Genomic DNA, 20037 nt, shown 5'->3' on the forward strand with positions numbered 1-20037 from the left:
CACAAAGTGGATTTTTCGTCAGATACGTCTGCACCTGCGCACCCACAAATCCTTGAGGCGCTGGACCAGGTAAATTCCGGTACTGAGCCAAGCTATGGGGCGGACAGCGAAACGCTGAAGCTGAAGGCGGCGCTCGCGGAGCGCTTCGAGACCGATGTTGAAGTGCTTCCCATCGCGTCCGGGACCGCTGCAAACGCGTTGGCTCTATCCATTGTTTGCGGCTCCATGGAAAGCGTGATCTGCCATCGCGAAGCGCACATAGAGCGTGACGAGCGTGGTGCACCGGAATTCTTCACTGGCGGTGGAAAGCTGCATTTGTGCGGCGGCGATCACGCGAAGCTGAATCCTGACGATGTGAAATCCGTTTGTGCGGGCATTCAGCGCGGATTTGTTCATGAAACGCCGCCTGCCGCGTTGTCGCTTACGAACCTGACTGAATCCGGGGCGCGATATAGCGCTGATGAAACGGCTGCGCTCACGCAGATTGCACACACCGCGGATTTGAAAGTGCATCTCGACGGTGCGCGATTTGCCAATGCACTTGTATCGGGTGAGGAGCCGCCTGCAGCGATGAGCTGGAAGGCCGGGGTCGATCTCATGTCATTCGGCTTTACCAAAAACGGTGCGCTCGGCTGTGAGCTGATTGTTCTTTTCAACGATATGATTGAGCGATTTCCGCAACTTCAGGCGCGTGCAAAACGGGCAGGGCATTTGCCGCCAAAAATGCGTTATCTCTCGGCTCAGGCGCTGGCCATGCTGGAAGGCGATCTCTGGCTTGGTTCCGCGCGCATCGCCAATGCAAAAGCGCAAGCCGTCGCGGAGATTCTGACAAGTGAAGCGGGGGCGCGTCTGGCGCATCCGGTAGATGGCAATGAGGTATTCGCTCATATGCCGGACGAATTGTTTGAGGGCCTGCTGTCACAAGGGCTACGTGCGTATAAATGGATTGATGGGTCTGTGCGGTTTGTTTGCCATTGGAATACGTCTCAAAAGGACGTGGATGATCTGGCTGCCGCGTGTCGACGGATAGACAAGTAAACATGTTTATGGGAATATAACTTCCGATTGTATAAAATCGGGAGAATGTAAGCCGGTGAGGCGAGTTAGCGCGTAGGTTCGACGGAAACTGTCTTTCCATACGTGTTGATCATAATGCAGGCTGAACACAAAAATACGTTTCTGCGGAAGGCATAAAAGCCGATGAATGAACAAGACGTCGTAAGTGATAGAAAGTCGGTCGAAACACGGGCGCGGATTTTCGCGTCTACCATTGATCTTATCAATGACATTGGCACCGAAAAATTGACGATCCGGAAGATTGCGGAAGCGGCCAGCGTGTCGCCTGCGCTGATCATTCAGTATTTTGGTAGCAAGGCTGAATTGCTTCAACAGGCGTTCGAGCAGCGCAATGAAGAGCTGAAACAGTCCATCCTGGATATGAAGAACGAAGAGATTAAGACGCCGACCCAGCTGCTTATCCGGTTCGCTGAGACGCAGATGGATCGCGATCTGGTGCATCCTGCTCTGACGCTCACGGTTCTGGCGAATTCGTTCTCATGGGATGTAGACTCTCAGGAACGGGTTGATAATCGGCTGAAAGGGTTTCGTCTGGCTCAGCGGAAGATTTTGGAGAGTAAATTCCCGAAGCTTTCTGAGCATTATCTGAAGTTCGTTCCGCTCACATTCTTTTTTGTCTACGGACAGGCACTGCGTCGCATGCTTCAGACGCATATGACGTCTGCTGAGGGTATTGAGTTCCTCATGCCGCACTTCAAAATCCTCGCCGATGCGATGGAAGCGGATATGGCACGCTGACTGCTGACACCTCCTGTCAGCAGAAGATGAATATCTGACTGGAACTATCCGGTCCCTGCCGCCATATTGCTGACATGGCAGGATCATCACGTAATCGGGGTATGTCTGAAGCCCCAGCTTCGCAATTTATTATGGACGGCGCCGTCGAGGTGCTGACCCCGTCTGAATGGACGCCTCACCGCCCCGAACGCGAGTGGGAGAAGTCTGAAGGCGGCAAGGTCTTTAAGCTGCAGTCCAAATATCAGCCTGCGGGTGACCAGCCTACGGCCATTGACGAGCTCGTGACGGGTCTCAAAGACGAAGACGAATTTGATCAGGTTCTTCTTGGTGTTACCGGCTCGGGCAAAACCTTCACCATGGCGAACATCATTGAGCGCACCCAGCGTCCGGCTCTGATCCTTGCGCCGAACAAGACGCTCGCCGCGCAGTTATACGGCGAATTCAAGGACTTCTTCCCTGAAAACGCTGTAGAATTTTTCGTCTCCTATTACGACTACTACCAGCCGGAAGCGTATGTCCCGCGCTCGGACACCTATATCGAGAAAGAGTCCAGCATCAACGAGGCCATCGACCGGATGCGCCACTCAGCGACCCGTAGCCTGCTGGAGCGCGACGACGTCATCATCGTAGCCTCCGTGTCCTGCATTTACGGTATCGGCTCCGTCGAGACCTACACCGCCATGACCTTCAAGCTGGAAGCCGGCCAGCGCATCGACCCCCGACAGGTCACGCAAGACCTCGTCGCCCTCCAGTACAAGCGCAACGACGCCGCCTTCGGCCGTGGCACCTTCCGCGTGAAGGGCGATGTCATCGACATCTTCCCCACCCACTATGAGGACCGCGCCTGGAAAATCTCCTTCTTCGGCGACGAAATCGAGGACATCTCCGAGTTCGACCCGCTCACCGGTAAGAAAATCCAGCCCCTGACCAAGATCAAGGTCTACGCTAACTCCCACTATGTCACCCCGCGCCCGACCCTCAATCAGGCCGTCGACAAGATCCAGGACGAGCTGCAGAAAACCATCGCCACCTTTAACGAGCAGGGCAAGCTGCTCGAAGCCCAGCGCATTGAACAGCGCGTCACCTTCGATCTGGAAATGCTGCAGGCCACCGGCAGCTGTAACGGCATTGAGAACTATTCCCGCTATCTCACCGGCCGCAAGCCGGGCGAGCCGCCGCCAACCCTGTTCGAATACCTGCCAGAAAACGCCATCGTCTTCACCGACGAGTCCCACCAGACCATTCCCCAGCTCGGCGCCATGTACAAGGGCGACTTCAGCCGCAAACGCACGCTGGCCGAATACGGCTTCCGCCTGCCAAGCTGTATGGATAACCGCCCCCTCAAATTCGAGGAATGGGACGCCATGCGCCCGCAAACCATCCATGTCTCGGCCACACCCGGCCCGTGGGAGCTGGAGCGCACAGGCGGCGTGTTCTCAGAACAGGTCATCCGCCCGACAGGCCTTGTCGACCCGCCGGTCGAGGTCCGCCCCGTCTCCACAGGCACCACCAATCAGGTCGATGATGTCATCGCCGAGTGCAAGGCGACCGCAGAGCGCGGCTTCCGCTCCCTCGTCACCACGCTGACGAAGAAAATGGCCGAAGACCTCACCGAATACATGACCGAGCAGGATGTGAAGGTCCGCTATATGCACTCCGATATCGACACGGTGGAGCGGATCGAGATCATTCGAGATCTGCGCATGGGCGTGTTCGATGTGCTCATCGGCATCAACCTCCTGCGAGAGGGGCTCGATATTCCCGAATGCGCCTTTGTCGGCATTCTGGATGCGGATAAGGAAGGCTTCCTGCGCTCGGAGACGAGCATGGTGCAGACGATTGGCCGCGCCGCCCGGAACTCTGAGGCGAAGGTCGTCCTCTATGCCGATAAGGTTACCGGCTCCATGGCCCGCGCCATGGAAGAGACAGAGCGACGCCGCACGAAACAGATCGCCCATAACGAGGAGCACGGCATCACGCCGGTCACAGTGCTCTCCGGCATTAAAGATGTTCTGGAAGGCTTTGTCCCGTCAGACCAGCGCGGCTCCGGCACCCAGCTCAAAGGCGGCAAGTCGCGCAAGCGCGGCGTGCAGGAGGAAAGTGTTGCAATCTCAGGCGGCTCTGGCCACAATCTCCAGGCTGTCATCGCGGATCTGGAAAAGCGCATGCGCGATGCGGCGGCCGACCTTGAGTTTGAAGAAGCTGCCCGGTTGAGGGATGAGCTGAAGAAGTTGAGGGAGGAGAACTTAGATTTGATCGGGTGAGGGGCACCTATTGCAGATAAAGAATAACGAACGAAAAGTGTTTCACTTCAACTTTTTCATGAAATCGAGTTCTGAAAAAGCTTCTTGGGATATTGCTCTCCGCGATGTCATTCCGCTTCTGCAAACCGCGGTCGCAAAAGGTTCCAACAAATACGAGACCCAAAAAGGACAACAAACATTAATCCTGCGTGACATCAAATTTTTCGCATTGCGCGGAGATGCAGCCGACGAAGCGATATCGGCGACTGATGACATATCTGAAGCTACTCACGTGGCCTTGTTGTTAGGTGTTATGGATGATCGCTTTCAAGACAAAGTCTATACTGACATGTCAACGTATGCCCAGAGAACGGCGGGTAGGCTCAGCGGAGAAAATGGTGAGTACACGTGCCATCTGCTGATCGAACTGGATGCGCAAGATGAAACCAATCAGTCCTATTATGCGATGCTGGAGAACGTGCCAACGCTCAGTAGAACGCTTATCGTTGGCCTAATAAATTTCATTGTAAACTCCGCGCATAAAGAGTCAGAGCACAAGCTTTTTGAAGGATACGATTTGACGGCGCCGCAAGGCGGCAGAAACCGACAAAAGTTGGGTTACCGTCCTATAGTTGATATGTTTGGATATGCTTCTCTGGACTTTATAAAAATGATTACTGACGGCCAACTCAAGTCAATAAAGCTGATTAAAACTGAAGTTCAATCCAGTTTTGGCCAACGCAGCTATTTGGATCCTCAGCCTCACGAACAAAAGTTTAAAGTAGATAAGAAGAATTTAAAGAAATTTACAGGCAACGTATGGGAAGATATTCAGCTCTGTCTTGTGGACGCCGCAGCAGAAGATTGGTCTGCTGCTGAATTCACCGTGAACGACGGAACCAAAGATTTCACAGTACAGTACGATCTTGATACTGAAAATTTTAGTCAAAAGAAGTTTGTACGCTCTCATTTGTTGGAGAATATTGATCCTCGTCTATCCGACGCTTCGACTGGTGTTGTTGAGCACCTATGCAAAAGGATTATCGCAACCAAAAAAGATGCTTGAAATTCGACATGGAACAAAATAAGAACAAAATATGATTAAGCTCATCTCGCAGTGCTTGAGATATCGGTCAATTCGACACAAAGATATACGAAATCTTTTGTGGACTTTTCCAATACTGGCAAGCACTGTGGTCGCCCTTTTGACAGCTTGGTCGCCGTTTCCTCCGGATGTGGTTGGGCCAACTGGTTTAGCTCATTTGGTTTTTAGTATCGTTCTTCAGCTGCCGGGATTTTACATTGCTGCGCTCGCGGCAATTGCTAGCCTCAGAAACAGGTTTCTTGATATTGAGCTGCCAGAACCGGCGCCGACGCTCATTGTGAAGGTTAGAGGACAGCCAGTCGAAAAGATATTATCTTTAAGAGAGGTTATGCTTTTAGCAACGGGGTATTTGGCGACAGCAAGCTTTATTGTTCTGCTGTATTCCGGCGCTGCTGTGAATATGTTCGATGCACCGAGCATTGGGGCGGTATTTTCGTTTCTTTCGCCGCTCTGTTCAAAGGTCGTCGAAACCGTATTAATTAGCTTTTTTCTATATTTGCCTTTCTCAATATTGTTCGCAACATTTCACGTAATTTATCTTTTGTCGGAACGTGCAGACAAGGCATTCTAATAGCACGCGAAATGCTGTTCCCCAGTATGCCGTACTAATGGACAAAGCATCAAAGCCAAATTCAAATCAACAGTATGGAGAATGACCGTCTGGTGGCTGACCGAATTGACAGTATCAAGCGCTGGTTCGAATGGGCATTCGATTTATGGCGTCAGTTGCGGCCTCCGCGCATCCAGAGATATGCAGGATATGTCATACTCTTCGGACTGATGTTGCTTGTCGTAAACTTCAACGATCTCTTGTTTGAATATTTTTTGCAGCCAGTTGGCTTTGATAGGCAGGGAAACGTCGCGTGGATCGTCGCGGTGATGTTAGTAGCGATGGGCCTGCTAACTTTGCTCGGAGATCGGTTAATTGAAAATCGGCCAGCTGGCACGTATCTTCAGGATAAGGAATTGTTTCGTGAGGCCCGTGAGGTATTGCCTTGGGATCGGCTAAATTCCATTTTGAATAATCTTAACCATCGTTGGATTTGGAGTGAAGACCGAGACCGGGTTTCCAAGATGCTGCGCCTGCTCGAAGACGAAGCCAATAGATTCGTGAATCCACGTGTCCAAAAGTCGTTCGATGATTTTGCTGCCGATCTTGCGCAGTTGTCCGATCACATGAATAAGAATTTTTTTGTTCCGCGTGACCATATTAAGGTGACGCAGTACCTTATGCTTCCAGATATAGATTCCGAAGTTACGGGCGTTTTGCCGCCGAGATACACCGAAGCTGCTTCAACGCTTGATTCTTTGGTCGAGCGGGTAGAAAGCTCTTACAAGAAATTTGTGGCAACAGGTCGAGATGTCGGGCTAGTCAGCAAGCAAAACGCCGCTTCGCACGAGTAATCCTATGCCGGCAGCAGGTGAGGCGTACTGAGGTACGAAGTTCGCCAGAATAACTTTATTGTTTAAATGGTCGCTGCGCGCGGTTTCTCAACTTTTGTGGGCCATCTACTTAAATCTCAACACGTTTGATCCCATGTCCTTCTTATCGGAGGATTAAATGAATTTTTGTAGTCAGACTAACCGACTGTGGAGAGAAGAGCGCTTTTTGGACGGTGCTATTCCCGCGAACGAACGGCAGATCGAGCATTTCAAATTTCTGTTGGATCAAATGGCTGACCAGCAAGAAGCACTTCAGAAAACAAATAGTCAGCTCAGTCAGCTGACGAAGGATTTCGCTGCGGCTGTTGAAAAGAGTGAGAAATCATCTCGAACGGCTACATGGATTGCAATATCGGCAATTGTAATTGCGGCAGCTACGTCGTTCATCCAGATCGGTGTGAGCTTCTTGTAAACGGTCGCTTCGCGCGGTTTTTTCTGGTGCATTTCGGGCGGGAGTGCTCTCGCTCTCGATGACACCTTACGGTTTGCGCACCACACTCTCATCAAGAAATCCCGGTTTGCGTAAGCAGGACCAGGACCCAGCCTGAGAGATAACTGAACCCCGGCTCGTCGCGCTGCGACGTCCGGGGTTTCTGGTTCAGGGGGTAGGTTTTTTGTTTTGCTCGCGCTTGTTCCTCGCAAGCTCGGGCGGTGAGGCGCCTTGAATTGTCATCCCGGGCGAAGACCCGGGACCCAGAAGATTGAAGTGTTTGGTCGTACTGGGTCCCGGATATGCCCTTCGGCCATTCCGGGATGACATTTTCTTCAAATCAACTTTATGTTGTCTATGCGATTCAAGGTGATGGAGGGAATGTTGCCGAAAGATATCGATCAAAGCGAACAGCAATATATCAGCAAAAAAGTAATCGCCTGGCGTGCGAATTGGAGACAGGGTACGCTGCAAGGCGGCCTAATTAGTTGCAAGTTGGAAGATGGGACTACGCAAGGGGAAGGTATGTTGTATCGAGATGATTTTGAAACATTTCTCGGAATGCTGAATTCGGGTCGGGTCGTTTACTACAGTCACGAAAGAAATATTTTTGAAGTACGATCAGACAACTGGGACGATGTATAATTCGTAGTAGACGCGTAGGTCGACTCAAGTCGGAACGACGGAGCCGACATGAATGGGTGAGCTAATGGCGTGATGTCGGTTCCGCCCCGTTGGGCTTGAACCGACCTACGGTTGCCCGGAACTGGGGAGCGCTTGTGTCGGGCATATTATTTGTCCTTGTTCGCCTTTATGTCTCACCTGTGGCTCGACTCGGCTGCGCCTGCACGGTGCATTCTTGTTTGCTCTCGCGAACCTCTGGCTCGCATAGAGCGCGCTCAGGGCTGCTGTTCGGTGCGCCACACGAGCACACCGGTAAAACCCAAATTTATCCCACCGTGAGACTTTTAGATCATACTCTCACTCATGACACATAATCCAAAACGCGCGCCATACACGGCGCAGACCAAAGCCAAAGTCCGCGAGCTGCGGGAAGAGGGATATTCCAATGTTCAGATCACAGAGGCGACCGGCGTGCCGGCCTCTACCATCGCGCGCTGGGCAGCCGAGGGTGGCTGGCGGGTCTCTGATTTAGTAAATGCTCAGGTGAGTCTTTCGCCGGAGGCGAAATCACCCTGCGCCTGTGTGGTCTCTTGTATGGCGCCCCGATCAGAAGGGTGTCGGATGAACCCTCCGGTCGAGATGGAGACGCCGCCACTTGGCTTGCTGCCCGGACTGGGTGGTGAGTCTTGGGGAAAGCTCCCCTCTCCCTTTGAGGGAGAGGGGGTGGGGGTGAGGGACACTATGCGCCCTCAAGCCGGGCTTTCGGAGAAGGTGTCTACAACACCCCTCATCCCAAACCCTTCTCCCAATCAAGGGGAGAAGGGCTCTTCTCAAAAAGCCCGCCAAGCGCGACTGGAAGAGGCGCTCACGAACGCCGCCAGAGCTGCCGAGGATGCCATCATGCAAGGCAATTTCGTAGCCGCAGCCAAGGCCACGCAAATGGCAGATACACTCTCCCGCTCGCTGGAGCGGGTGCGCGTTCCCGAAGAAGAGGAGCAGCCGGACGGTGTGTTCTATTCCTTCGAGCAGATCGCAGATGCGCGCGCCGAATTGCTGCGCAGGCTGGACCGGATCGCGGCGACGATCAGGCCTGATGAGATGGTGAATAGTGGGTTTGATTAAACGCGCGGTATTTTAGTTTGCTCGCACGGATTCCTCGATTTCATCTCGGTGTGCTGCGCCTTCGCTTTGCTCGTGAGGCGCGCTGAAATAAAATCGGTGCTTGCGCTAGGTAAAACCAGAGGCCGACCGGCCGACGGGCGAAAGCCCGCCCCCGCGGAGCCGCCGCGCGGCGTGAGCGATGGATTTAATCTCGGTTCTGGGTATTCACAAACGACCGTTCAGGCGCAGGTGCGTCGAGCCTGAGAGACATCAGCACCGAGCATAAACCATCCTTGACTATTTATCGATAATCAATTATTGTTTAGCGATAAATTCAAGGATTATGAAATGCTTCTCTTTTTGCTCTGGTGGCTGGTGGATGACCATCTCGCAGAGGCTCTGAATGCGCCCGGTCTGGGCGAGCTGCCGATATGGGTGCCGCTGATTATCTCGCTGGCATTCTCATGGACGTTTTCGGGCAAGATCCGAGACCGCAGAGGCTAGAGGCTAGCCCGCAATACACCACAATCCCGTGCAGACGCCGAAGATGAGCTGCACGGCGAGGTCTAACAGGCCGCCAATCACCAGAATAGGCAGGCCCACCCACAGAAAGACCAGCCAGACCGCCATCAGAGTAATGCGCGGCTCTGGTATGGTTTCACCGGAAATCGTCTGAAGCTTTGATTTGGGCATTCTTTGTCTGCTCGCCTTGTGAGGTGTTACCGGTCACGAGTAACGCGAAGGCGCAGCGTGCCCGAACGAAGAGAGATCAGCACGCGAGCACACTTAATGAAGCTCGCCGATGCGCTCATAAACGAAAAACTAATACTAGCTGCTTAATTCTTTCTTTCATGAGCAAGCACTGGTCCATCTCCGTTGATCAGACGCCCCGCGCCCGATGGGATGCGGCGCTGAATGCCGTGCCTGCGCCCTACCAGCAGGACTGGTCCTACGGCGAAGCGCTGGTGCGTACCGGCGCTCAGGTCATCCGCATTGCTCTGAATGATCCGAGCGGTAACATTTGCGGACTCGCGCAGTTCATTGTCCGCCCGTTTGCGATGATTGCCCGCTTTGCGCTCTGTACTTACGGCCCTGTCTGGGTGCGTCCGATGACCGAGCCGGAAAAGCAGGTCGCGCTGCGTACGCTGCGCCGTGAGCTGAAACTTCGCTGGCCGCGCCTGGTGGCTATAACTGTTGACGAGCCAATGGAGATGCCAGGCTTTAAGCGCGTCATGACCGGCGATGCGACGGTGCGGATCGAGCTGACCAAATCCGAAGACGAGCTGCGTGCCAGCCTTGATGGCAAATGGCGTAACCGCCTCGTCGCGGCTGAGAAGTCCGAGCTGAAATTTACCTCATCAGGCCACAAGCCGGGTCAGTATCAATGGTTGCTGGATGAAGAGCTGAAACAGCGCGCGAAGAAGAAATATCACGGCCTGCCTCCGTCACTCGTTGAGCGCTGGCAGGAAGACAAGCAACGCGCCAAAGGCGGAGACAAGCGCGGCGGTCTGCGGATTTTTCGCGCTGATCTCGGCAAAGAGCAAGCTGCTGCGATGATGTTCCTCGCGCATGGCGCTATGGCGACCTACCATATTGGCTGGAGCTCTGATGAGGGGCGCAAAGCTGGCGCTCATAACCTGATCCTCTGGAACGCGATGATGCGCCTGAAAGAAGAGGGCTATTCGGTTCTGGACCTTGGCGGCGTAAACACAGCCTCCGGCGCGGGCATTGCCCGCTTCAAGCTTGGTGCGGGCGGCAGCCTTATTCAGCGTCCGGGTGTATTTGTGTAGCCTCTTCCGGTTTCATCAGACCAAGCCCGATCGGCAAAATAACAAGCCCGCGAATATCGACCAGAACATGGATCAGGACGACGAGCCACAGCTGAGCGGTGAGCACGTAGACCGCCGTCAGGATCAGGCCGATAACGGTTGTCGCGATTATGCCACCAAAGCCCTGATAGGCGTGCCCGACCCCGAACATCAAGGCTGCAATCACATAGGATAGAATGAAGTTTCCGGTGATGTAGTAGAGCGCAAGCGGCAGCAGCAGACGAAAGGCGATCTCTTCGACAATGCCTGCGTTCAAAGACAATAGATAACCCCAGCCAGCTTCCTTCTGGTTGCGCGCCATAAGGGCGACTGCGCCGCCTTTCGGCAGATCTTCGATTTTCTGGATAAAGGGGATAATGGTTGTGGCCGCGAGAGGGATGAAGAAAACCGCCGCGACGATCCAGCCTATACGTGCCAGTTCGCCGTTGGTACTGCCCAAGAAAGACAGTTTTTCCATCCGGGCAGCATTTAAAATTTCCGGATAGTTTATCAGCCCATTCAGGCTGGATAGGGCGGCAAGGCCAATAATGGCCGCCACACCGTATTTCAGCGAGGATTCGATCAGCATTTTACGGAAGTATTTCCGCCGTTTGGCGCTGTCGGTTTCCTCAACAAAAGCAGGAAATGTTTTGAAGTCGTCCCATACCTGGTGGGCAAGAAACGCGATGCTGATCAGCAAAATGATCCAGCTTGTCAAAACCATAAATATCGCCCCTCAAATCTGTAAAGTGTGGGTTCTATGTAGGGGCGATATATCGATTTACAATAAGTCTATGCGGCGGCAACAACGGCCACGCCAATACCAAGCGTCACGAGAGCGATTGCTGTAGAAACCGTCAGAACAAGAAACATCCCTGGCACTCGTTCACCTTGGCGGGCTTCGTTTGTTTCAAGATTTGTGCGGCTCATAATAACTCCTTTTGTCGGTTCATAGTGTATACGCACGAAGCACCTCTCGGGTTTCATTTTTCTCCTGGAAGCCGATGTTGACACCGGTGTCATTCGCGCAATTATGGAGAGAAACGGGAGGATTTCATGAAGATGATGACGTCGCGATTTATTCTGGGCGCCCTAATGAGCATGAGTGCAGCTTGTGCGCAGGCCGATGATCAGGGGCCGGTGTCGCCTATGCCACAACTTCCTGAACTTTCCGGGCGGATCATTATTGCAGGCGATTCAACGGCGGCAGATTATCCTCCTGAACGCGCGCCTCAGATCGGATGGGGGCAGGTGCTTGATTACTACCTGCCGGACGATGTTGAGGTGCTAAATCTGGCCGTGAATGGTCGCAGCACGAAAAGCTATATCGATGAAGGCCGTTGGGCCGCGCTGATAGATGAGGTCGGGGCGGGAGATATCGTTCTCATCAGTTTCGGCCATAATGACTCGCGTGATGATGCGCCGGAACGCTACGCCGCGCCGGAAGGGGCGTATCGTGAGAATCTTATCAGTTTCGCATCCGACGTGCTGGAAGCTGGCGGCGAACCGGTTATTCTCTCCTCTGCGGCGCGCAGGCTCTGGGAAGGTCCTGCGATGGTAGAAACGCATGGGCTATACCGGCAGAACGCTTCCAATGCTGCGATGGAGGCTGGCGTGGATTACATCGATCTGGCGCAGCTTTCGCTGGATTATTTTGAAACGCTGGGCCGCGTCGCCACGAAAAATGACTTTCTCTGGCTCACTGCGGAAGAGGTCGCAGAGCGTTTGCCTGCCTATGTCGAGCGCTATCCAGATGGCATTGAAGACAACACTCATTTCACCGAGATGGGCGCGTGCGGCGTCGCGCGCATTATCGCTGAGCGTTTAGGCAATGAGTTTGGGTTGCACGGTGACACGGCGATCAGCGATGAACCTGCCGATGAAGCGGGTCGACCGGCAGATGTGCTGGCGTGTGCGGCTGTTGCCTGGGAGTAGGGCTGGTTATTCGGCCGGTACTTCAGTCTGGATAGACTGCAAATAGGCGATCAGCGCTTCCGTTCCGAGCGGGCCGAAATCAAAATCCGGCATGTCCAGCGCGCCTACGTGGATGCCTTCGCGGAAATCGTCGCCAATGGCCTCAGCGTCGAATTCGGCAAACACGGTGCGAAGCGGCGGCGCGTCCTGACGCGGGCTGTCACCTTCAGCGCCGATGGCATGGCAGGCAGTGCAGTTTTCTTCGACGATTGCGCGGCCCTCTGAAATCAGATCGGCACGTTCTTCAGCGATCATTGCGTCAACTGGCGCCGTTGATGTCTCTTCCGATTGCGAACAGGCTGACAGAGCGATGACGGCGACAGGAAAGAGAAGCGCTGCAGATTTCATATGACCATGCCTTTTGAGGTGAATCCCACTTCAGTCTATCACAGAGGCAATCGGTTCATGCAAGTCAGCAGAATGCGCATCAGGCCTGTAAATCGCTTGACGGGACGTGAGCAGTTTTACATGTGGGGCATATGAATATTCTGGTGATCGGATCGGGCGGCCGCGAACACGCCCTTGCCTGGAAAATCAATCAGTCTCCGCTGGTTGATGAAGTATGGTCTGCGCCCGGTAATCCGGGCATGCACAATGTCGGGCCATGCTTCGACGTAAAGGCGACCGATCTGGATGGTCTTGAGAAGCTCGCAAAGCAGCTCGACCCTGATCTCATTATTGTCGGGCCGGAACAACCTCTGGCGGACGGTCTGGCAGATCGCCTTCGTGGTGCTGGCTATGATGTGTTCGGCCCGAGCGCAGCAGCGGCGCAGATTGAAGCGTCCAAAGGGTTCTCTAAAGACCTGATGGCGAAATACGACATTCCGACCGCGCGGTATCAGCGCGTGAAGACGGTCGAGGCGGCTTCTGCCTTCCTCGATACGCTGGAAGCGCCATACGTGCTTAAGGCTGATGGTCTGGCGGCCGGTAAAGGTGTGGTGATTGCAGAGAGCCGCGCGGATGCTGACGACGCTGTGAAAACCATGCTGGATGGCCAGTTCGGTGACGCGTCTGCTGAGCTCGTCATTGAAGAGTTCATGCAGGGCGAAGAGGCGAGCGTATTTGCCATCACCGACGGTGAGAATTTCCTCTGCTTGCCTGCAGCGCAGGACCACAAGCGTGCCTTTGATGGCGATAAGGGTCCGAATACAGGCGGCATGGGGGCTTATGCACCTGCGCCAATCATGACGGATGCGCTCATGGCAGACGTGAAGGAGCGTGTGGTCGTGCCATCGCTTAAAGGTCTCGCCGCTGAAGACGCAAAGTTTCAGGGCGTGCTCTATATCGGCCTCATGATCACTGAAGAAGGCCCGAAGGTCGTTGAGTATAACTGCCGCTTCGGTGACCCTGAGTGTCAGGTTCTGATGATGGGCCTTCAGGGCGATATCGTGCCGCTACTTCTGGCTAGTTCTACCGGTGGATATTCAGCGCGTGATTTTGCTGCGCTCGCTCCTGCAGGCGGGTTTGATCCAGCTGTGACGGTGGTCATGGCGACGAAGGGGTATCCGGAAGCCTATGAGAAGGGCTCCGAAATTCAGGGCGTTGAAACGGCCGAACAGCTCGAAGGCGTGAAGGTTTTTCATGCCGGTACGGACGTATCGCCGGATGGGGCTTTGATCGCAGTTGGCGGGCGTGTTCTGAATGTGACTGCGACTGCACCCACCATCGATGAGGCGTTCCAGCGAGCCTATTCAGGTGTGAATGCCATTGATTGGCCGGAAGGGTTTTACCGTTCCGACATTGGCTGGCGTGTCAGACGCTGAACGCCAATTGGCATATCGACGTCTTCACGTCGGTTTCCAAAGCCTTTCAGAGCGCTTTCAATCAGTGCTGTAAGGGTCTGAACTGAATTTCTGATCTGGCCGCATTTGTCCAGGATGCGGTCTCGATTGTCACCATCGGCGATTTTTTCAATGCGGGCTGCGACGCCGTCAACGACGGTGAGCGGTGTACGGAATTCGTGATTGATGGACGTGATCAGCGCGTATTGAAGCGTGACGAGCTGTTTTTCTTTTTCGAGGGCCGCCGCCAGATTTCTGTTGGCCTCGTATAGCTCACGGCTGCGAGCTTCAAGAAGTTGTTCTGCCTCTTTACGAGCGGCTTTCTCGCGATTGTAGCGGGTGCGAGACACCAAGTCAGGGACGGCAGAAGGTGGCTGGGTCACTTCACCGCCTCCAGAGTGATGGTGAAGTCCGCCACGGTCAGATTTTCAAGCTGGCTGACTTCGCGGGTGATCGTGCCCTTTTCTCCGTAATGGTCCAGCGTGGCTTCGATCAGACCTTCGCAGAAATCGATCAGACCGCGGCGCGAGCGATAGGTGAGGACCATCACACCGGGCCGGGGGAATGTTGATTCGAAGGTCGGCAGATCGACATCCTGATGCAGCTTTTTGACTTCGACGTGGATTTCTTCTTCCACAGACTCAAGGAGTTCGAAGGCCGTTCGTTTCGTGATGAAGAAATGGGTATAACTGCTGGAGAAATGCTTCAGCATCCAATGGCCGAAGGCTTTCTGCAGGTCGCCTACGCTCAAGCCTGTTTCAGTAGAGAGGCCCTGAACGAGAGCGAGCAGATCGGAGCTCGGATAGTTTCCAACAGCGCTGTAGGCGCCACCGCCAGAGAGCGGGCATCCGGAGATGACGTGATCAACCCGGTCTTCGCCGACCGCTTCATCGGCCATGGCCAGAAGCTCTGTAAAAATCAGTCCTTTCACGGCTCTCTCCGCCTGTTCCTGATGACGTAGAGTAACGTGAAAGCGTTAAAATACTCGCTCTTGTCGTTAGTGAATTCGGGGATGTGATTCAACTATACGCAATGGATTGCGTTAAGCACAGTAATCGCTAAGTTCACGCGCGAAGAATTAAAACAGTCAGTCAGCAGGGGAGACGCGCACATGTCAGTTCATGGCGCATCAGCACAAGAGATGTTCAGCGGCACGAAAGAAGTCGCAGACACGCACAAATTCAACGAAGACAATCTCTATCAGTGGATGACGGAGAATGTTGAAGGCTTTGAAGGTCCGATGGATGTGCGCCAGTTCAAAGGCGGCCAGTCCAACCCGACCTTCAAGCTGATTACTCCGAAAAAAGCTTACGTTATGCGCCGTAAGCCGCCTGGCAAGCTGCTGCCGTCCGCGCACGCGGTCGACCGTGAGTTCCGCGTGATCAATGCGCTTTATCCTCTCGGTTTCCCTGTCGCGCGGCCATATGGCCTCTGCGAAGACGAGAGCGTTGTCGGCACAATGTTCTACGTGATGGACAATGTGGACGGCCGTATCCTGTGGGATGGCACACTGCCGGATTATGAACCTTCAGAGCGCCGCGCGATTTACGAAGCGAAAGTGAAAACCTTCGCTGATCTCCATAATGTGGACTGGAAAGCGGCTGGCCTGGAAGGCTTCGGCAAGGAAGGCGATTACGTTGCTCGCCAGATCCACCGCTGGACGAAGCAGTATGTCGCGTCTGAAACGACAACCATTCCGGAAATGAACAAGCTGATCGACTGGCTGCCGAAGAATATTCCGGCTGGCGAGACGACGACGATTGTTCACGGTGATTACCGTCTCGACAATATGATCCTCCACCCGACAGAGCCTAAAGTCATCGCGGTTCTGGACTGGGAGCTGTCTACGCTTGGCGATCCGCTGGCAGATTTCACCTATCACCTGATGAACTGGGTGATGCCGAGCTCTGACAGCCGTGGCGCACTGGCCAACATCGAAGATCTGAATGCGTACGGCATTCCGACGATGGAAGAATATATCGACATGTATTGCGTGCATCGCGGCCTGAACGGCATGCCGGACGTGCACTATTACTTCGCGTATAACGGCTTCCGTCTGGCGGGCATTGTTCAGGGTATTGTCGGCCGCGTACGTGACGGAACCGCGTCTAACGCAAACGCTGCGCAAATGGCCGAACGCGTGCCGCTTCTCGCGAAATTTGCTTACGGCGAAGCGCAGAAAGCTGGCCTCGCAGACTAAGCCTGCGTCCGCAAATGAAACCTCTGAAACCCCTCTGCTGGCGCGGAGGGGTTTCGTGTTTCGGGGAACTTTATCGGTCACGCAGGCGTCTTATTTCCGCCCAGATGGCAGCGCATATGCGCGCATCGTTTAATGTGGATGAGGCACGGTTTGAACGGGATTGAAGAGAGCGCGGCGCCATCGCCTGTGCGCACCTCGCAGACAGAATACTGGCAGGACGAAGACTTTGCACGCATGCGGGCTATCGCCTGGCGCTGGGCGAAGCGTATCGGCCTCGGTGTGCTCGCGCTTGGTTTGCTCATCCATCTGTATGCGCTGCTTTTGACGCTCGTACTGCCGCCCACTACGCTCAATATGACGGGCTCGGCGCTGGTCGGACGCGATGTACAGCACCGCTCTGTGCCGCTTGAAGAAATCTCTCCGCATCTGGTGCGCGCGGTGATCGCTGCGGAGGATTCCCGCTTCTGCAGTCATGGCGGCATCGATATGGATGCCATCAATCAGGCGCTTCGTGAACGAAGCGCAGGCGGACGCTTGCGCGGCGCATCGACCATATCGCAGCAGACGGCGAAGAACGTCTTTTTCTGGAATGGCGGCGGCTATGTCCGCAAAGCCGGTGAGGCGTGGATGACCCTCGTCATTGAGACGGTGTGGGGCAAAGAGCGCATCATGGAAACCTATCTCAACATCGCAGAATGGGGGGACGGAATTTACGGCGCCGAGGCGGCTGCGCAGGCACGTTTCGGTGTGTCGGCAGCTGATCTGTCACCATATCAGGCAGCGCTTCTGGCAGCAGTTCTGCCCAATCCGAATGACTGGCGCGTCGACCCGCCGGGCAATTACGTGTCTGGCCGCGCTTCAACCTTGCAGCAGCGCATGGGCATCGTCCAACGCGACGGACTGGCAAGCTGTGTTTTGGATTAAAGGCTGATCTTCATGTATCTCGCTTCGACCAGCGAGTAGAAGCCATAGCTTGCAATAGAAGCTGCACTGAGCGCGTAGAGGATCAGCCCGAATGGCTGGTCACGCAGCCAGCCGAGCAGGCCTGCAATGCCACGCGCTTCATCTGCGTCGCCGACCCATCCGGCCCAGACGAGAAACACACCAACCAGCATGATCAGCAGACCGCGTCCTGCTATGGCTGCGGAGATCAGCGCACATGCAATATTGCTGTCGGACGGCAGCTTCAGATCATGCTTCCAGGCATGGGTCACAGCTCGCCAGACCTGCGCTACGCCAATCGCCAGGACGATCAGTCCTCCCAGCATGAGAAGGTATTTTCCGAACATCTGAGAGAGCGTGTAGCTGGCGAACGTCTCGGTCGTGCCTCCGCCGCTCTGGTCGTCGCGGTCGAGCACAACGAGCAGGGCCGCAAAACCGACGGTCAGGTAACTGAGCCCTGATGACATCATCCCGAGTCTGGCAAACCAACCCATGAATTCATCGCCTTTATCGGAGGTATCGAAAACGGCCTGAATGCCGCGCCAGAGGGCGTAAAGGAAAAGGCCGGCAGCAATCATGGCCAGCAGCAGAAGGCCGGGAACATGCTGCTCAATCTGGCGGAAGGTATCACCCGGCGAATAACCTTCATCGCGTGTGCCGGGCGCTATGATGGCTGCCACAAGCAGGGACGCAATCAGCGCATAGACGATCGCGCGGGCAAACAGGCCGGCACGCGCCATGATTTCAAATGAGAGATTGAGACGAGCGTTCATTAAAATGATCAACGCCTGAAGCTCGCAGTTTGTTGCACGGGCGAGACGTAGTTTCGCGAACCTGCTTGATCTGGTGGAGTGAGCCAAGTATCGCTGACGCAACGAAATCATGGATAAAAGGATCACGGGGATGTTTGACACGCCAATCACTCAGGACGGAAACGTCATCTCGGGCCCGCTGCGCGCGCCGAAACAAATGCTGGAAGAACAGAGCTATGACGGCTCTGGCGCGGGCTCAATTCACGATGATTCCATGGCTGAGAAGCTCGGCTTCAAAGCCGGTCCGATTGAAGGTCCGACGCACTTTTCCCTGTTTGATCCGCTGCTGGTAAAAATCTGGGGCAAGGACTGGTTTGAGAAGGGCTGCTTCTCCTCTCACTTCAAAAACATGGTTGTTGAGGGCGAAGAGACGAAAGCCTTTGTTGAGCTGCCATCTGACGAAAACCAGACACGTCTTCGTTGCTGGGCTGAGAAAGCCGACGGCACGCAGGTTCTGGAAGCAAGCGCGACACTGGGCAGCGGTAAGACCCTGCTGGAAGAGCGTATGGAAAATTTGCGTCCGCTCGATCACTTCATCATTCTGGAAGACATGCATGTCGGCATGAAAGGCGCTGTTGATGAGATGGCGACGATGGGACCTGACCAGCATATGGGTAAGCTCTACCCGTTCTCTCTAAAGCAGAAACTGGCCGCCATCACTGAGAATTCACCAGCTTATTCTGATGATTCAGCTTCCCCATGGGGCCGTGCGATTATCCCGACGGAAATGATGTCAGTTCTGGCCGAGTACACAGTTCATGACGCGAAATTCCCGATCAAGCGTCCGGCGATTGGCCTCTTCGCTGACCTTGAAGTGCGTTACATCAATGGCCCGCTGTTTGTGGGTGAGGAATATCTGATCCGCCGTGAGATTGTTGCCATGTCTGGCAGCAAGCGGACGGAAAGCTATTGGACGCGCTCGCAGATCTTCGACAAGGCTGGAACGACCCAGATTGCAGAAACGCTGCTGAACCATGCGGTCATGAAAAACTCTTATCCGGACTATGAAAAAGAGCTGGTTGCAAAAGTCGGTTAGGGTCTGATTTATCTGAAATTAGAAAAGGCTCCGGTTTGCGCCGGAGCCTTTTTTGCATCTTCACGGTTATACCGTTTGCGCTCTCGCATTTCATGCCCAAGTATGGGTGAGACTTCAGGGAGACACACACATGTCATTCACGCTTTATGATGCCACCATTCCCGGCTTTATCCGCACAGCAGAATCCATTGCCAACGTTCTGAAAAAGGGCCGCGAGCACTATCACCAGCATGCGCTTGACCTCGATGGCGCTGTGAATGAGCGCCTTTGCGGTGACATGCTGCCGCTTTCATTTCAGGTGAAATCTGTACGTACGCACTCGATTGGTGCGATCGAAGGCATTCGCGCTGGTACTTTCAGCCCGATCCCGCCAATGTCGGACCCAGACTATGTCGGTCTCGAAGAGATTGTCGCAAACACGATTTCAGACCTGAAAGCGGTGGAAGCAGACGAAGTGAACGCGATGGCAGGTAAAGATGTCGTCTTCTCCATGAAGGATGTGACCATCCCGTTCGTGGCTGAGGACTTTCTTATGTCTTTCTCCGTTCCGAACTTCCACTTCCACGCGACGACGACCTACGACATCCTGCGAATGAAGGGCGTCACGCTCGGCAAGCGGGACTATCTCGGCAAGCTCGCGATCAAGCAGGGCTGATCGAATTTCCTGCATAGAGGCCGGCTTTTAAGGCTGGCCTCTATGGCTGCTTGACTGCACAGCGCTCT

General features: G+C 54.4%; 24 protein-coding genes. 17 read left to right on the forward strand and 7 right to left on the reverse strand.

The window, feature by feature from the left end; translation table 11 throughout:
• Positions 1 to 6: 6 nt before the first annotated feature.
• The 10 genes from G523_RS0115565 (at position 7) to G523_RS21145 (ending at position 9265) form a co-directional block, all read left to right on the forward strand.
• Positions 7 to 1038, forward strand: coding sequence for a threonine aldolase family protein (locus tag G523_RS0115565; RefSeq protein WP_022695992.1), 1032 nt, complete (start codon positions 7 to 9; stop codon positions 1036 to 1038).
• A gap of 162 nt (positions 1039 to 1200) precedes the next feature.
• Positions 1201 to 1815 (forward strand): TetR/AcrR family transcriptional regulator, encoded by a 615-nt coding sequence (locus tag G523_RS0115570; RefSeq protein ID WP_022695993.1) that lies wholly within the window; start codon positions 1201 to 1203, stop codon positions 1813 to 1815.
• Positions 1816 to 1946: 131 nt separating this feature from the next.
• The gene (gene uvrB / locus G523_RS0115575) at positions 1947 to 4079 is read left to right on the forward strand and encodes an excinuclease ABC subunit UvrB (protein WP_407674764.1); all 2133 of its coding nucleotides are present in this window, start codon (positions 1947 to 1949) and stop codon (positions 4077 to 4079) included.
• Positions 4080 to 4089: 10 nt separating this feature from the next.
• Positions 4090 to 5124: a hypothetical protein gene (locus tag G523_RS0115580; RefSeq protein ID WP_022695995.1), complete on the forward strand. Its 1035-nt coding sequence runs from the start codon at positions 4090 to 4092 to the stop codon at positions 5122 to 5124.
• Between the two features lie 31 nt (positions 5125 to 5155).
• Complete coding sequence (locus G523_RS0115585; protein WP_022695996.1) at positions 5156 to 5734, forward strand: hypothetical protein; 579 nt, start codon at positions 5156 to 5158, stop codon at positions 5732 to 5734.
• A 92-nt stretch (positions 5735 to 5826) separates the two neighbouring features.
• Positions 5827 to 6567, forward strand: a complete 741-nt coding sequence (locus tag G523_RS0115590) for a hypothetical protein (protein WP_155802840.1) — start codon at positions 5827 to 5829, stop codon at positions 6565 to 6567.
• Between the two features lie 205 nt (positions 6568 to 6772).
• Positions 6773 to 7018, forward strand: a complete 246-nt coding sequence (locus G523_RS0115595) for a hypothetical protein (RefSeq protein ID WP_155802842.1) — start codon at positions 6773 to 6775, stop codon at positions 7016 to 7018.
• 402 nt (positions 7019 to 7420) lie between these two features.
• A complete protein-coding gene (locus G523_RS0115600) occupies positions 7421 to 7681 on the forward strand; it encodes a hypothetical protein (protein ID WP_162141064.1) in 261 nt (86 codons plus the stop codon).
• 342 nt (positions 7682 to 8023) lie between these two features.
• The gene (locus G523_RS0115605) at positions 8024 to 8782 is read left to right on the forward strand and encodes a hypothetical protein (protein WP_155802846.1); all 759 of its coding nucleotides are present in this window, start codon (positions 8024 to 8026) and stop codon (positions 8780 to 8782) included.
• A gap of 327 nt (positions 8783 to 9109) precedes the next feature.
• A complete protein-coding gene (locus tag G523_RS21145) occupies positions 9110 to 9265 on the forward strand; it encodes a hypothetical protein (protein WP_022696001.1) in 156 nt (51 codons plus the stop codon).
• 3 nt (positions 9266 to 9268) lie between these two features.
• Here the strand turns inward: G523_RS21145 and G523_RS0115615 are convergent, their stop codons facing one another.
• Positions 9269 to 9454: a hypothetical protein gene (locus tag G523_RS0115615; protein WP_022696002.1), complete on the reverse strand. Its 186-nt coding sequence runs from the start codon at positions 9452 to 9454 to the stop codon at positions 9269 to 9271.
• A gap of 158 nt (positions 9455 to 9612) precedes the next feature.
• On the opposite strand from G523_RS0115615, the gene G523_RS0115620 reads away from it, so the two are divergent.
• Entirely contained in the window at positions 9613 to 10551 is a 939-nt protein-coding gene (locus G523_RS0115620; RefSeq protein ID WP_022696003.1) for a lipid II:glycine glycyltransferase FemX, read from the forward strand.
• On the opposite strand, the gene G523_RS20485 is transcribed toward G523_RS0115620, so the two are convergent.
• On the reverse strand, positions 10523 to 11287 hold the full coding sequence (locus tag G523_RS20485; RefSeq protein ID WP_162141065.1) for a CPBP family intramembrane glutamic endopeptidase: 765 nt from the start codon (positions 11285 to 11287) through the stop codon (positions 10523 to 10525). The two genes, G523_RS0115620 and G523_RS20485, sit on opposite strands and share 29 nt — an antisense overlap.
• A gap of 74 nt (positions 11288 to 11361) precedes the next feature.
• The gene (locus G523_RS21040) at positions 11362 to 11499 is read right to left on the reverse strand and encodes a hypothetical protein (protein WP_022696005.1); all 138 of its coding nucleotides are present in this window, start codon (positions 11497 to 11499) and stop codon (positions 11362 to 11364) included.
• A gap of 126 nt (positions 11500 to 11625) precedes the next feature.
• On the opposite strand from G523_RS21040, the gene G523_RS19650 reads away from it, so the two are divergent.
• Entirely contained in the window at positions 11626 to 12504 is an 879-nt protein-coding gene (locus tag G523_RS19650) for a rhamnogalacturonan acetylesterase (RefSeq protein ID WP_022696006.1), read from the forward strand.
• Positions 12505 to 12510: 6 nt separating this feature from the next.
• On the opposite strand, the gene G523_RS19655 is transcribed toward G523_RS19650, so the two are convergent.
• Positions 12511 to 12891 (reverse strand): c-type cytochrome, encoded by a 381-nt coding sequence (locus G523_RS19655; RefSeq protein WP_022696007.1) that lies wholly within the window; start codon positions 12889 to 12891, stop codon positions 12511 to 12513.
• A 131-nt stretch (positions 12892 to 13022) separates the two neighbouring features.
• On the opposite strand from G523_RS19655, the gene purD reads away from it, so the two are divergent.
• A complete protein-coding gene (gene purD, locus G523_RS0115645; RefSeq protein WP_022696008.1) occupies positions 13023 to 14306 on the forward strand; it encodes a phosphoribosylamine--glycine ligase in 1284 nt (427 codons plus the stop codon).
• Here purD and G523_RS0115650 read toward each other — a convergent pair.
• Both G523_RS0115650 and G523_RS0115655 read right to left on the reverse strand, forming a co-directional pair.
• Complete coding sequence (locus G523_RS0115650; protein WP_022696009.1) at positions 14270 to 14707, reverse strand: histidine kinase; 438 nt, start codon at positions 14705 to 14707, stop codon at positions 14270 to 14272. The genes purD and G523_RS0115650 overlap by 37 nt on opposite strands.
• The gene (locus tag G523_RS0115655) at positions 14704 to 15255 is read right to left on the reverse strand and encodes a heme NO-binding domain-containing protein (RefSeq protein ID WP_022696010.1); all 552 of its coding nucleotides are present in this window, start codon (positions 15253 to 15255) and stop codon (positions 14704 to 14706) included. The genes G523_RS0115650 and G523_RS0115655 overlap by 4 nt, the downstream gene beginning before the upstream one ends.
• Positions 15256 to 15435: 180 nt before the next feature.
• Here G523_RS0115655 and G523_RS0115660 point away from each other — a divergent pair, with 180 nt between their 5' ends.
• Together G523_RS0115660 and mtgA are read left to right on the forward strand one after the other, a co-directional pair.
• Positions 15436 to 16524 carry a phosphotransferase family protein gene (locus tag G523_RS0115660; protein ID WP_022696011.1) on the forward strand — a complete coding sequence of 363 codons (1089 nt, stop codon included), beginning with the start codon at positions 15436 to 15438 and terminating at the stop codon, positions 16522 to 16524.
• A 234-nt stretch (positions 16525 to 16758) separates the two neighbouring features.
• A complete protein-coding gene (gene mtgA, locus G523_RS0115665) occupies positions 16759 to 17448 on the forward strand; it encodes a monofunctional biosynthetic peptidoglycan transglycosylase (protein ID WP_027441814.1) in 690 nt (229 codons plus the stop codon).
• Here the strand turns inward: mtgA and G523_RS0115670 are convergent.
• A complete protein-coding gene (locus G523_RS0115670) occupies positions 17445 to 18239 on the reverse strand; it encodes a DUF1206 domain-containing protein (protein WP_022696013.1) in 795 nt (264 codons plus the stop codon). The genes mtgA and G523_RS0115670 overlap by 4 nt on opposite strands.
• Positions 18240 to 18369: 130 nt before the next feature.
• Between G523_RS0115670 and G523_RS0115675 the strand changes: the two genes are divergently transcribed.
• Both G523_RS0115675 and G523_RS0115680 read left to right on the forward strand, forming a co-directional pair.
• Positions 18370 to 19314, forward strand: a complete 945-nt coding sequence (locus G523_RS0115675) for a hypothetical protein (protein ID WP_022696014.1) — start codon at positions 18370 to 18372, stop codon at positions 19312 to 19314.
• A 130-nt stretch (positions 19315 to 19444) separates the two neighbouring features.
• On the forward strand, positions 19445 to 19969 hold the full coding sequence (locus tag G523_RS0115680; protein WP_022696015.1) for a DUF1993 domain-containing protein: 525 nt from the start codon (positions 19445 to 19447) through the stop codon (positions 19967 to 19969).
• Positions 19970 to 20037 lie beyond the last annotated feature (68 nt).

This window comes from Ponticaulis koreensis DSM 19734 (assembly GCF_000420665.1).
Classification (GTDB): domain Bacteria; phylum Pseudomonadota; class Alphaproteobacteria; order Caulobacterales; family Hyphomonadaceae; genus Ponticaulis; species Ponticaulis koreensis.